Source organism: Pseudoduganella guangdongensis (assembly GCF_009857475.1).
Lineage (GTDB): Bacteria > Pseudomonadota > Gammaproteobacteria > Burkholderiales > Burkholderiaceae_D > Rugamonas > Rugamonas guangdongensis.
The window spans coordinates 404,397-417,149 of sequence record NZ_WWCJ01000001.1 but is presented as its reverse complement, the minus strand read 5'-3'; the positions used below and the strand labels follow the sequence as shown (position 1 = coordinate 417,149).

General features: G+C 66.4%; 12 protein-coding genes. 7 read left to right on the top strand and 5 right to left on the bottom strand.

The window, feature by feature from the left end:
- Position 1 precedes the first annotated feature (1 nt).
- The gene (locus GTP41_RS02040) at positions 2–1,390 is read right to left on the bottom strand and encodes a KamA family radical SAM protein (RefSeq protein WP_229502704.1); all 1,389 of its coding nucleotides are present in this window, start codon (positions 1,388–1,390) and stop codon (positions 2–4) included.
- Between the two features lie 173 nt (positions 1,391–1,563).
- Here GTP41_RS02040 and GTP41_RS02035 point away from each other — a divergent pair, with 173 nt between their 5' ends.
- On the top strand, positions 1,564–2,016 hold the full coding sequence (locus GTP41_RS02035) for a cache domain-containing protein (protein ID WP_161023867.1): 453 nt from the start codon (positions 1,564–1,566) through the stop codon (positions 2,014–2,016).
- An 8-nt stretch (positions 2,017–2,024) separates the two neighbouring features.
- On the top strand, positions 2,025–3,728 hold the full coding sequence (locus tag GTP41_RS02030; RefSeq protein ID WP_161023866.1) for a methyl-accepting chemotaxis protein: 1,704 nt from the start codon (positions 2,025–2,027) through the stop codon (positions 3,726–3,728).
- A 41-nt stretch (positions 3,729–3,769) separates the two neighbouring features.
- Here GTP41_RS02030 and GTP41_RS02025 read toward each other — a convergent pair whose 3' ends face one another.
- Positions 3,770–4,339: a DNA-3-methyladenine glycosylase gene (locus GTP41_RS02025; RefSeq protein WP_161023865.1), complete on the bottom strand. Its 570-nt coding sequence runs from the start codon at positions 4,337–4,339 to the stop codon at positions 3,770–3,772.
- Positions 4,340–4,462: 123 nt separating this feature from the next.
- Here GTP41_RS02025 and GTP41_RS02020 point away from each other — a divergent pair, with 123 nt between their 5' ends.
- From GTP41_RS02020 to GTP41_RS02005, 4 genes are read left to right on the top strand one after another with little or no spacing between them, the layout of a single operon-like run.
- Entirely contained in the window at positions 4,463–5,329 is an 867-nt protein-coding gene (locus tag GTP41_RS02020) for an HDOD domain-containing protein (RefSeq protein ID WP_161023864.1), read from the top strand.
- A gap of 29 nt (positions 5,330–5,358) precedes the next feature.
- The gene (locus tag GTP41_RS02015; protein WP_161023863.1) at positions 5,359–6,468 is read left to right on the top strand and encodes a hypothetical protein; all 1,110 of its coding nucleotides are present in this window, start codon (positions 5,359–5,361) and stop codon (positions 6,466–6,468) included.
- 43 nt (positions 6,469–6,511) lie between these two features.
- Positions 6,512–7,693 carry a tetratricopeptide repeat protein gene (locus GTP41_RS02010; protein ID WP_161023862.1) on the top strand — a complete coding sequence of 394 codons (1,182 nt, stop codon included), beginning with the start codon at positions 6,512–6,514 and terminating at the stop codon, positions 7,691–7,693.
- Positions 7,694–7,708: 15 nt separating this feature from the next.
- Positions 7,709–9,631 carry a CocE/NonD family hydrolase gene (locus GTP41_RS02005; protein ID WP_161023861.1) on the top strand — a complete coding sequence of 641 codons (1,923 nt, stop codon included), beginning with the start codon at positions 7,709–7,711 and terminating at the stop codon, positions 9,629–9,631.
- Between the two features lie 16 nt (positions 9,632–9,647).
- Here GTP41_RS02005 and GTP41_RS02000 read toward each other — a convergent pair whose 3' ends face one another.
- Positions 9,648–10,235, bottom strand: a complete 588-nt coding sequence (locus tag GTP41_RS02000; protein WP_161023860.1) for a YdeI/OmpD-associated family protein — start codon at positions 10,233–10,235, stop codon at positions 9,648–9,650.
- 120 nt (positions 10,236–10,355) lie between these two features.
- Here GTP41_RS02000 and GTP41_RS01995 point away from each other — a divergent pair, with 120 nt between their 5' ends.
- A complete protein-coding gene (locus GTP41_RS01995) occupies positions 10,356–11,174 on the top strand; it encodes an alpha/beta hydrolase (RefSeq protein WP_229502703.1) in 819 nt (272 codons plus the stop codon).
- On the opposite strand, the gene GTP41_RS01990 is transcribed toward GTP41_RS01995, so the two are convergent.
- Together GTP41_RS01990 and GTP41_RS01985 are read right to left on the bottom strand one after the other, a co-directional pair.
- Positions 11,158–12,018: an alpha/beta hydrolase gene (locus GTP41_RS01990; RefSeq protein ID WP_229502702.1), complete on the bottom strand. Its 861-nt coding sequence runs from the start codon at positions 12,016–12,018 to the stop codon at positions 11,158–11,160. The two genes, GTP41_RS01995 and GTP41_RS01990, sit on opposite strands and share 17 nt — an antisense overlap.
- 10 nt (positions 12,019–12,028) lie before the next feature.
- Entirely contained in the window at positions 12,029–12,721 is a 693-nt protein-coding gene (locus tag GTP41_RS01985; RefSeq protein WP_229502701.1) for a TetR/AcrR family transcriptional regulator, read from the bottom strand.
- Between the last annotated feature and the right edge of the window lie 32 nt (positions 12,722–12,753).

Here is a 12,753-nt window from a genome sequence, read left to right as displayed (position 1 = left end):
CTCAGGCCACCAGCGGAATCACGCGGCGCGGCAGCGCCGTCACCTGCGGCCCGTGGCCGGCCTCCGGCATGCCCTGTCCCTCCTCCTCGAAGAAGAACTTTTCGCGCCCGAAGGCGGGCCGCAACTGGTCGAACCAGGTCGCCGCCGGATCGTACTTGGCATAAAACGGCTTACGCACCCAATCCGCATTGCGCGCCTGCAGGAACTGCAAGGCGAACACCTTCTCCCCGCCAATCTGCGCCACCCCGTCGATCACTACCTTGCCCGGAAAGGCGCTCATGGAAGGCCCGCGCACCGTGCGCGCCAGTCCCGACACCATCTGGTACGCCTGCTGGAACACCTCGTGCGCGCGCGCCAGCGGCAGCTGGAAGTACTCGCGCGGTCCCGTATCGCGCTCCACGAACATGTAGTACGGAATCGCCCCCAGCCGCACCCCGGTGCGCCACAGCTCGGCCCAGCTGGCCGGGTCTTCATTGATATGCCGGATCAACGGCCCCTGCATGCGCAAGGTCGCGCCGGTGCCCACAATGCGTTTGACCGCCTGCTGCGCCACCACCTGCCGCAGCTCCACCGCATGGTTGTAGTGCCCCATGACCGCCATGTTCTTGCCCGCCGCCACCACCCGCTCGAACAGGCGCAGCAGATCGTCCGCATCGCGGTCGCTGACAAAACGCTGCGGCCAGTACGACACCGACTTGGTGCCGATGCGGATGTTCTGGATATGCTCCAGCCCCGCGCCCAGCAAGGGCGCGATGATCTCCTCCAGCGAGCGCGTGTTCATGATCAGCGGGTCGCCGCCCGTGATCAGCACATCCGTCACGTCGCGGTGCGCTTTCAGGTACGCCACCAGCTCGCCCGTTTCGCGCGCATCGAACTTCATATCGTCCATGCCGACAAACTGCGGCCAGCGGAAGCAGAAGGTGCAGTAGGCGTGGCAGGTCTGGCCGGCGCTGGGGAAGAACAACACCGTCTCCTTGTACTTGTGCTGCAAACCCTTGAGCGGCGCATCGTTCACGCGCGGCACGTTGTGCGTCATCTGCCCGGCCGGGTGGGGATTCATGCGCAGGCGGATCTGCCGCACCAGCTGCTGCGCCGCCGCCTCATCCTGCTTCACCAGCAGCAGGTCGCGCAGCTGCCAGTACTCGTGCGCGGGCAGCATGTCGCGGTGCGGGAACACCAGCCGGTAGATCGGGTCGTCGGGGATATTCGACCAGTCGATCAACTGGTCCAGCACGTATTGGTTGGTGCGGAACGGCAGCACGTGCGACAGCACCTGCACCGCCTCCTGCTGCTCCGGCGCCAGCAAGTCCCACTGCGGGGCCTGGCGAATGGTCTGGCGGGTGTAGGGCTTGAACTTGGGCTGGATCGTGGGCTGGGCAGCGGCGCTCATGGCGTACTCCTGAAGGGGTGGGCTAGGACTTCATGATGGTCCGGTTCGGAAAGCGCCTATTGCCGTATCTCAATACTTGCCCGGAAAAATCCTACGAGCTTGCGTTTGCGCAATTCCCGCCTGCGCGCGCGGAAGTACATTGGCATCTCCATCCCCCACCAAGGAGTCCGGCAATGAAACGCATCCTGAGTGCACCATTGATCGTGCTGGCCATGGCCGCCGCGCATGCCAGCAACGAACCGACCGAGAAAGACGCCATCGCCATGGTGGAAAAAGGCGCCGCCTACATCAAGCAGCACGGCAAGGACAAGTTCATCGAGAAGGTCGCGGCCAAGGACCCGGACTTCATCCAGGGCGCGCTGTACGTCGATATCCGCGACCTGGCCAGCGGCATCGTGCTGGCGCATCCGGTCAATCCCACCATCGTCGGCAAGGACCTGACCGACGTGCCGGACGCCAGCGGCAAAAAGTACCGGCGCGAGATCATCGAGCTGGCCGCGAAAAAGGGCAAGGGCTGGGTCGACTACATGTACAAGAACCCCACCACCGGCAAGATCGAGCCGAAAACCACCTATATCCTGCGCGTCGGCGACGCCGTGCTGGAAGCCGGCATTTACAAAAAATAGGGGGTGCCATGCTGAACCGACTGCGGATTGGACCGAAGCTGCTGCTGGCGCCGGGCGTGGTACTGGCGCTGCTGCTGGCGACAGCAGCCTGCGCCTGGTTCGGCATGGTGCGGCAGAACGCATCGATGGAGAACCTGGTGCAGCTGCGCGCGGCACGCCTGCAGGCCGTGGCCGACGTGGCAGGCGAGGCGCGCATGGCGCATGCCAACATCTACCAGCTGCTGGCCTGGATCAACGGCAGCTTCGCGCAGGCGCGGCTGGATGCGCTGGCGGCCCAGATCCGCAACCGCCACGGCGCGGTCGGCGGCCGGCTGGAGCAACTGGCCAGCGGCGCCGAGGCCGATGAACAAGGCTTGCTGGCCGGCTCGCGGCAGGCCCTGGCCACCTACCGCAAGGCAGTGCAGGAAACCATGGAGCTGGCGGCGGTGGACCAGTCCATCGCCACCAACGCCATGGCCAAGGCCGAGCGCCAGTTCGCGGCGCTGGACCTGCAGCTGGCGCAGCTGGCGGCGCTGGAAAAATCGCTGAGCGAGGCGGCCTATGCCCAGGCGCGCCAGGAGTTCCGCCGGCTGGGCATGACCATGGCGGGCCTGCTGCTGCTGTCGGTGGCCTTGTCGCTGGCGGTGTCGATGCTGGTGCGGCGCGCGCTGCTGCGCGACATCCACGCCATTGGCGAGGGCGTGCGCTGCCTGGCGGCGGGCCAGCTGGCGCCGCGTCCGCCGGCGCGCGGGCGCGATGAAATCGCCGACACCGCGCGCGCGCTCGACAGCAGCGTGGCGCAATTGAACGGCACCATCGGCGCCATCCGCGGCGCGGTGCAGCAGATCGACCTGGCCTCGCGCGAAATCGCCACCGGCAATATGGACTTGTCGGCGCGCACCGAGCTGCAGGCCAGTTCGCTGCAGGAAACCGCCAGCGCGGTCGATGCCCTGGCTTCGGCGGTGCGCGGCAATGCCGAACATGCGCGCGAGGCCTGCCAACTGGCCGACAACGCCAACCAGCTGGCCGCGCGCGGCGGCACGGCGGTGGCGCAGGCGGTGCAGACCATGGAGGCGATCCGCGCTTCCTCGCGCAAGATCGTGGAGATCATCGGCGTGATCGACGGCATTGCGTTCCAGACCAATATCCTGGCCCTGAACGCGGCGGTGGAAGCGGCGCGCGCGGGCGAGCAGGGGCGCGGTTTCGCGGTCGTGGCGGCGGAGGTGCGCACCCTGGCGCAGCGCAGCGCCACGGCGGCGCACGAGATCAAGGCGCTGATCAGCGCTTCGGTCGCCACCATCGACAGCGGCGCCGGATCGGTCGGCGTGGCCGGCGGCAGCATGGGCGATATCGTGGCGGCGGTGCGGCAGGTGGGGCGCATCATCCAGCGCATCAGCGAGGCCAGCGCCGAGCAGGCGCGCGGGATCATGGAGGTCAACCAGGCGGTGGCGCAGATCGACGATGTGACGCAGCAGAACGCGGCGCTGGTGGAGCAGGCGGCAGCGGCGGCGGCCAGCCTGCAGGAGCAGGCGGCCGGCCTGGCGCAGGCCGTGGCCGTGTTCCAGCTTGAGACCGATGGCGCGCCCGCCAGCCTCGTTGCGCCCGCGCCTTTGGCGGCGGCCGCCAACAGCAAAAGCGCCGACGCATGGCGCGCGCCGGGCGGCACTGGCGACGTCCCGGCGCGTGCCGGGCGGCGGACGGCGCAAAGCGCGATGCGCGGCGCGCGGCGCTGACGCGCTGGCGGCAGAAGGTGATGAGGGCCGCCGGGGCGAGCCTAGCGGAACGGCCGGCTGAGGTAGGGCGAGCCGGCCAGGCCAAAGCGCCACGGCACCTCGACCGCCTTGGAAATGCCGATGCGCGGCCCGACCGCCACCTGCACCCGCCCCTTGCGCGGCAGCAGTTCAAACGGCGCCGCGTCCAGCGCCATGGCATTCAGTTCGCGCGTCACCCCCAGCGCCTGCCCCAGCCGCCCCGGCCCGGAACACAGCAGGCGCGCCTCGGCCAACCCGCGCCGCGCCGCCATCTGCTCCAGCCCGGCCAGCGGCTCGAGCGCGCGGATCAGCACCCCGGCCCCGTGCCCTTCCTCGCGGCACACCAGGTTCAGGCACCAGTGGATGCCGTGCGACAGGTAGACATAGGCATGGCCCGGCGGCCCGAACATGGCGAAGTTGCGCGCCGTCTGGCCGGAAAAGCTATGCGAGGCCGGATCCTCGCGGTCATAGGCCTCGACCTCGACAATGCGGCCGCCCACGCCATTGACGAGCAAGGTGACGCCGATCAGGCGCCGCGCCACCTGCGGCGATGGCGCGCTGAAATCGATACCGGCCAGGATGTGACAAGACATGCTACGGATTGTAGCAATGCTGCCATTTCGGCATGAAAAAAAACTCACCCGCGCCCCGGGCAAAGCCGGAAAAACAGGCGATAATGGCGAAGCCCGCCTCAGCAGAACAACCCACGAAGCAAAATGACAACAGCAGCAGCCCGGCTCCCGGCAGAAAACACGACCGCAGAAGACGCGCTGTTGCGCTCCATCCGCATCCCCCCGCGTCCCAGCCTGCTGGTCGACCTGCAGCGCGAACTGGCGCAGGAAGACCCGTCGCCGCGCGCCATCGCGCGCATCATCGGCAACGACGTCGGCATGTCGGGCGCCCTGCTCAAGCTGGCCAACTCGCCGTTCTACGGCGCCGCGCGCAAGGCCAAATCGGTCGAACAAGCGATCAACTTCCTCGGCATCAACCAGTGCGCCGCCATGCTGACTGGCATCCTGGTGCGCGAGACCGTCGGCGGCGGCAACGCCGCCCTCAACCAGTTCTGGGAAGTGTCGTCCTGCCGCGCCCAGGCCCTGGTCTTCATCTCGCGCAAGCTGCGCCTGGCGCCGCCCGACATCGCCCACACCTTTGGCCTGTTCTGCGACATCGGCATCCCGATCCTGCTGGACCGTTTCGCCGACTACCAGCAAACGCTGGACCTGTGCAATGGCAGCGCCGCGCGCAAGTTCACCGAGATTGAAGACGCGCGCCACAGCACCAACCATGCCGCCATCGGCTGCCTGCTGGCGCGCAACTGGGGCTTGTCGCCGGACGTGTCCTGGTCCATCCTGCACCACCACGACTACGAGGTGCTGTGCGACGACGCCACCGACGACGCCATCCGCTCGCTGGTCGCCGGCGCCGTGCTGGCCGAACGCGCCATCCAGCGCTACCACGGCAACAGCGCATCGCTGGAGTGGGAAAAAGGCGGCGCGGCCGCCTGCCGCCACCTCGGCCTGAACGAGGATGAAAGCGCCGACCTGCTGGACGAGCTGCACGAAACCTTCCATATCGAACCCTGAACCCTCAACCCTGAACGCCACTGAGCCGAATGCAAAAGAACAAGCGCCCAGCCCCCCGCAAATCGCCCGCCCCCACCCTCGACAAAGAAGAAACCCTGAGCCAGGAACTGTGCAGCCTGGCGCTGGCGCAGGAACCTGAGCTGCGCCACGCGGTGCGCCGCTACCTGCGCCAAGGCAAAGACGCCGTGCTGTTCGGCGCCATCGAACTGGCGCGCGGTGAAGACGTGGAAGCCTACCGCCTGCTGAAGGAAACCGTGGAGGAGGACGCCGGCACCGTCCTGCTGCGCAAGGGCGACGGCCCGGAAATGGAAATCAACGCCTTCGCCATTCCGCTCTTCGTGCACAGCCAGGGCGGCCTGCGCGAAGCCGACGGCTTCCAGGACGAGGCCGCCTACGCCGCCCTGCTGGACAGCTTCACCAGCGCCGGCCTGGAAGGCCCGAAAGCCAAGGTGGTGCTGGTGCAGCACGCCTACGACCTGGCCGAGATGGACGCCATCCGCCCCAGCCAGCTCAACGCCATGGTGAACGAGGCGGCGGCCGCCCTGCTGGACAAGAAAGTAGCCGACGCGCCCGCCCTGCTGCGCAGCATCGCCGGCTGGCAGCCCGCCTCCTTCGGCGCCGCCGACGAGGCGGTGGAGCTGCGCTTCCTGCTCGGCTTCGCGCTGAAGCGCGCCGACGACCCGTTCTACAGCGTGCCGCCGGCCGGCAAGAAGCAGGACGCCTGGTTCGCGGCGCGCATGCAGCGCTACCAGGACTGGACCGTGTCGGCCACGCCGCTGCTGCAGCGCTGCCTGGCCTGCGCCGCCCAGGCCCCGGCCCTGCGCATCAACTTCCTGTACCAGGACCTGTTCTACGGCGCGCTGCAGCAAGGCCGCTCCGAACACTGGATGCTGGCCATGATGGCCGATTTCGGCGCCGCGCTGGCGGCCGATGGCGGCGCGCGCGCCGTCATCACCCTGGTGGAAGGCGAGGAGGACGCGGCCCTTGGGGTGCAGCTGCTCGGCAGCAGCGGCGAACTGGCGCACGCCGACCGCCGGCTCGACGTCGGCGATGACGTGGAGGCGCAGATCGACGACCTGCGCGACGCCCTGGCCACCCTCGGCATCGAGGACGTTACGGTTGAATTGACAGCCCCCTGAGACGCGCACATACTAGTTTCATATAGGGGGAGGAGACGCCGCCATGAAACTACTGTCAACATTGATTTTCGCCGCGCTGCTGGCCGGTTGCGCCAGCGCGCCGTCCGCGCCGCCCATCGCGGTGGAACGCGCGCTGTTCAACGACAGCGCATTCCCCAAGCCGGACACCATCATGGCGCCGGAGCAGATCTTCGCCCTGACGCCGGAAATGAAGGCCTACGTCGGCAAGATCATGCAAAGCCACCGCCCCACCAACGACCTGCACCAGGCGCTGATCGCGGCGCTCTACCAGCGCGACCAGCTGCGCCTGGAGTACGACTCCGAATTGACGCGCACCGCGGCCCAGGCCTTCGACGCGCGCTCCGGCAACTGCCTGTCCCTGGTGATCATGACCGCCGCCTTCGCGCAGGAGCTGGGCTTGAAGGTCAAATTCCAGCGCGTCACCAGCGAAGACACCTGGAGCCGCAGCGGCTCGCTGTATTTCAGCAGCGGCCACGTCAACCTGGTGCTGACCAAGGCCGCCAGCCACGTCTATAACCTGATGGACAGCAAGCACTCCGTGACGATCGATTTCCTGCCGCCGCCGGACGCGGAAATGATGCCGACCGAGGAGATTTCGCAGCGCGCCATCGTGGCCCTGTTCATGAACAACCGCGCCGCCGAGAACCTGGTGCAGGGCAAACTGGACGAGGCTTACTGGTGGGCCCGTTCCGCCATCGAGTACGACAACACCTTCCTGCTCGGCTATAACACCCTGTCCACCATCTACCAGCGGCGCGGCGACGTCGACCGTGCCGAACAAACCCTGCGTTTTGCGCACCGCCACGACCCGAACAATACGGTGATCCTGTTCAACCTGGCCGAAGTGGCCACGACGCAAGGCAAGCTGGAAGAGGCGGCGCGTTTCAAAGCCATGCTGGCACGCCTGGAACCCTACCCGCCCTTCCACTTCTTCAACCAGGGCCAGCAAGCCATGCAAGAAGGCGACTACCGCAAGGCGCGCGCCATGTTCGTGCGCGAGGTGCAGCGCGCGCCCTACTACCACGAGTTCCACTTCGGGCTGGCCAAGGCGGCGTTCGCCCTGGGCGACCTGAAAGAGGCCGACAAGCATATGTCACTGGCCCTGAACAACAGCACCACCCGCAGCGAGACCGCGATCTACGCCGGGAAATTAGCCAGCCTGCGCCTGTATGAGTCGCGGGCCCGTCTTCGACAAGGATTCTAAAAAATAGCCAAGGACATGCTGGACACATTCCAACCCCTCGCCTTTTCCCTGACCCTGACCCTGGCCTTTGCAGGCGCCGCCCACGCGGCGCCTGACGACAAGCCGGACCTGCGCGCCGCCTACACCAAGTACGAATTCCGCATCCCCATGCGCGACGGCGTGCGCCTGTTCACGTCGGTCTACGTGCCCAAGGACAGCAGCAAGAGCTACCCCTTCCTGGTGGAACGCACGCCCTACAGCGCAGGCGTGAACGTCGACGGCCAGCTGCGCTACGGCGTCGACTTCTACCCGCGCCGCCTCGGCCCCTCGGCCGACTTCAGCGACGCCGGCTACATCTTCGTGCGGCAGGACGTGCGCGGGCGCTATATGTCGGAAGGCAAATGGCAGGAAATGACGCCGCATGCCAACAGCAAGCTCCAGCCGGGCGAAGGCAACGAGAGCCGCGACATGCACGACACCGTCGACTGGCTGCTCAAGCACGTGGCCAACAATAACGGCAAGGTCGGCATCCACGGTATCAGCTACCCCGGCTTCTACACCGCGGCCAGCATCATCGACTCGCACCCGGCGATCAAAGCCGCCTCGCCGCAGGCGCCGATCACCGACCTGTACATGGGCGACGACTCCTACCACGGCGGCGCCTTCATGCTGGCAGCGAACTACGACTTCTACGCCTCCTTCACGGAAGAAAAGAACCCGACCCCGCTGCCCAAGACCTGGACCGATTTCGATTACGGCACCACCAGCGGCTACGACTACTTCCTGCAGCGCCTGACGCTGTCGAACATCCTGGCCGGCCTGGAGCCCAAGCAGCAAGCCTACCTCAGGCCGACCATCGAGCACGACACCTACGACGAGTTCTGGAAGACGCGCAACCTGGCGCCGCACCTGAAGAACGTGAAAGCCGCCGTGCTGACCGTGGGCGGCTGGTTCGACGCGGAAGACCCGGCCGGCCCCTTCGCCACCTACCGCGCCATCGGCAAGCACAATCCCGGCATTTTCAACGGCCTGGTGGTCGGCCCGTGGGTGCACGGCGGCTGGGCCGGCGGCGACGGCAAGCGCCTGGGCCATGTGCAGTTCGACAGCAAGACCAGCGAGCATTTCAACCAGAAGCTGCTGTTCCCCTTCTTCGAGCAGCAGCTGAAAGGCGTGAAGCCGGCGCAGCCGATTGCCGCCGTCAACACCTTCGAAACCGGCACCAATGTCTGGCGCCAGTACAGCGCCTGGCCGCCAGCGCCAGCCAGGGCCAGGATGCTGTACCTGGGCCCGAACGGCACCCTGAGCTGGCAGCAGCCGGCACAAGCCAACGCCTTCGACGAATACGTGAGCGACCCGCGCAAACCGGTGCCCTTCATCGGCTACCCGGCCACCGGGGTGCCGCGCGAATACATGGTGTCGGACCAGCGCTTCGCGTCCAGCCGTCCCGACGTGCTGGTGTACCAGAGCGAGGTGCTGGAAGAGGATGTGACCATCGCCGGCCCGGTCACGCCCAAGCTGTTCGTCTCCACCACCGGCAGCGACAGCGATTTCGTGGTCAAGCTGATCGACGTTTATCCGGCCGACTATCCGGAGCACGCGGAGGAAGCCACCTCGCGCGACGTGGCCCCGCCTACGCTGAAGATGGGCGGCTACCAGCAGCTGGTACGCGGCAATCCGCTGCGCGGCAAGTTCCGCAACAGCTTTGAGAAGCCCGAGCCATTCGTGCCCGGCAAGGTGGAGCCGCTCAGCTACCAGCTGGGCGACGTGCAGCACACCTTCCGCCGCGGCCACCGCATCATGGTGCATGTGCAGAGCAGCTGGTTCCCGCTGGTGGACCTGAACCCGCAGACCTTCACCAGCATCCCCAAAGCCAAGCCGGAAGACTTTGTCAAAGCCACCCAGCGCGTGTACCGCGCGCCGGGCAGCGCCTCCGGCCTGCAGCTGATGGTGATGCCCTAAGGGAGTTCCGGGGCGTTCAGCAGCTCTCGTACTTCCAGTGCCGCTTCTTGCCCTCGGCAATCCACTCGACCGCCTGGGCCATGCGCTTGTTGCGCGTGGCCTCGGTCAGCCAGTCGCAGTAATCGCGTTTGGCGCTGGTTGAAAAGCCGTTGAACACTTCGTACGCGGCGGGATTGCCCTCCAGCGCCGCGATGAAATAGTCCGGCACCAGCAACTCGCGCGGCGCCGCCTTGGGCCGCGCGACTTTCACGCCTTCCTCATTCAGCTTCATGGCCTTCTTGATATAGGCCGTCAGCACTTTCTTCGACGGCAAGTCCTGCACCGATGTAATGCGGCCGAACTGGCCCATCGCCTCCTTGCCCTTGTCGTCCTCGCCCGCCAGAAGCAGCTCCCCCTTCCAGAAGCCGAACGCGCAATGCTGCTTGAAGCTGGCAAAGTTGCATAGCAAACCATGGTGTTCAAAGTTCGGCATGCTCCATTTGATGGTCTCCTTCACCTCCGGACAGGCAGCATGGATCACGCCGCGCAAATGGGCCAGGATGGGCTGCGCGAATTCGGCGGAGTTGGCGATGTACTCATCGACACGCGGATCAATGGTGGGCATGGTTATCCTTATAAGAAGCAGTTTCGAATGCGTGTTGCCGCAATCGGACATTAGTGCGTTGCTTAACGCAGTTTACTCAGCATTAGGAGCATACTAGACCTCATGAGCAATTCACGCAAAATGGCAGCTACCGCAGGTGCTATTGGCTTTGCATGGGCCGGGTTGACGGCTTTGCTGATGGCCGGCCAGCGCAAGCTGCTGTTCAATCCCACCATCAAGCGCGAAGTTGAAAAACCGCGCAGCAGCGGCCACCGCACGCGCGCAATCGTGCTGCGCGGCGGCGACGGCACGCGCCTGGCGGGATGGCTGATGACGCCGCGCGAACCAGGCATACGGCCGGCCGTGGTGTATTTCGGCGGGCGCTCGGAAGAAGTGTCGTGGCTGGTGCGCGACGCCGGCAACCTGTTCCCCGGCATGGCGGTGCTGGCCCTGAATTATCGCGGCTACGGCGAATCGCACGGCGAACCGGGCGAGGACCTGCTGGTGTCCGACGCCTGCATGCAACTGGACTGGATATGCAAGCACCACAAAGTCGATCCGACGCGGGTGGCCGTGGTCGGGCGCAGCCTGGGTTCCGGCGTGGCGGTGCAGGTGGCGATGCAGCGCCGGGTGCAGGCCACGGTGCTGATCACGCCTTACGATTCGATCCTGGCGCTGGCGCAGCGCAAGTTCCCGGCGCTGCCGATCTCGATGCTGCTGCAGCACCGCTTTGAGTCGGTCAAGCATGCCACCCTGGTTGCGGCGCCGACCTATGTGCTGCGCGCCGCCAGCGACGATATCGTGCCGCACTCGCACACCAATGAACTGGTGAGCAAGCTGTCCTGCCTGCACCACGACGAAATCATCCCCGATTCCGACCACCTGAACATCCCCTACCTGCCCACCACGCAGCAGAAAATCGCCAGCTTCCTGCAGTCGCAGTTCACGCGGCCGGCTTGAACACCGCGCGGAAGGCGCGCATGGCGCCGGGGTGGCCGATGGTCATGTGCGTTTCGTCCAGCATGGGCGCCATTTGCCAGCGCAAGCCCTCGACCTTGACGCCTGACAAGGCGCCCTCCAGCTGCCTGGCAAGTTCCGGCTGCCCCTTCTCGCCGCTGGTGGCGACGAACAGGGTCTTGTCCAGGCGTTGGCGCGCGCCGAGCAGGCCGCTCGCCGTTTTCAGGATGTGGCGGTCGTTCCACCACAGCGTGGGGTCGATGGCGATAAAGGTGTCGAACATTTCCGGCGCGTGCAGCAACGTCTCCAGCACGAACATGCCGGCCAGCGATTCGCCGATCAGGGCCGTCTCGCCGGTGGTGTTGTAGCGCGACTTCACCAGCGGCATCAGCTCCTCCCGGATGAAGCGGCGGAAAGCCGCCGAGCCGCCGACAACGGGCGCGATTTTCTTGTCCTCCGCACTATCGGTCGGCGCCGTCATATCGCGCCGGCGCACCGTGTTCTCCATCCCCACCAGCATGAAGGAACGCATGGTCAGGTTGGCCACCGACACCTGCAGCAGGCCAGCCGTGTGTACGAAGTCCTCCGCCACACCGCCATCCAGCATGAACAGCACCGGCAGCGGCGCGTCCGGCTTCACATCCCAGGCGCGCGCCGAATACACATTGATGCGGCGCGTCTCGCCCAGCACCGTGGAATGCAGCGTGAACGTCTCGCCAATCGCCAGCGGCGCGGCCGGCGACGCCGCCGGCACCTGGCCAGCCGCCCGCGCCGATCCTGCGACGCCCGCCACCCCAGCCGCGAACGCGCCCGCCGCCAATCCCAACATCTGCCTCCTGCTCGCCATCCCCGACTCCCTAAAAGTTCAAACAACCGCGATAGGCCCGCGGCGCCACCACCGACAGATAACCATGCACCGCCTGCCGCACCAGCGCGCGCAAAGCCGCCGCATCCGGCCGCTCAGTGCGCGCCATCAAGGTCTGGGAAACCAGGCTATACGCAATGGCATGCGCCGCAAACGCAGCATCCCCCAACGCCGCCCCGGCCGGCCAATCGCCGCCAGCGCCAAGCCCGCGCTCCCAGAGCAAGACAAACTCCCGATACAGCTCCCTGAACGCCTGCGGTTTCGACACTTGCCGTTCCAGGTGAAACAAGGCCGCCCACTGTTCGGGTTCCGCCAGCGGCGCCTGCAGCTGCGCCGCCAGCAAAGCGTCCACCCGCTCCGGCAAGCTTGCCGTCGCCGATGCCAGCACAGCCGCCTGCAACGCCTCCGCAATTGCCCGCACACGCAAACGGATGCATACCGCCGCCAGCGCCTCCTTGCTGGCGAAGTACTCATAAAAGCTCCCCGCCCCCACGCCCGCCAGCGCCAGCACCTGGCGGATCGTCACCTGCGCGTAGCCCTTCTCCACCAAAAGCTGCACGAACGCCTGCTCAATAGCCTGTGCCGTGGCACGCGCGCGCGACTGCGTCGGTTTTCGCCGCTTCGGCGCGGCGGGAAGTGATGCCTGCATGGTCAAAATCCGAACACCCGGGAAAGCGCCGAGCATTACACTTTCTTGCACAATAATCAAGGAGGCAC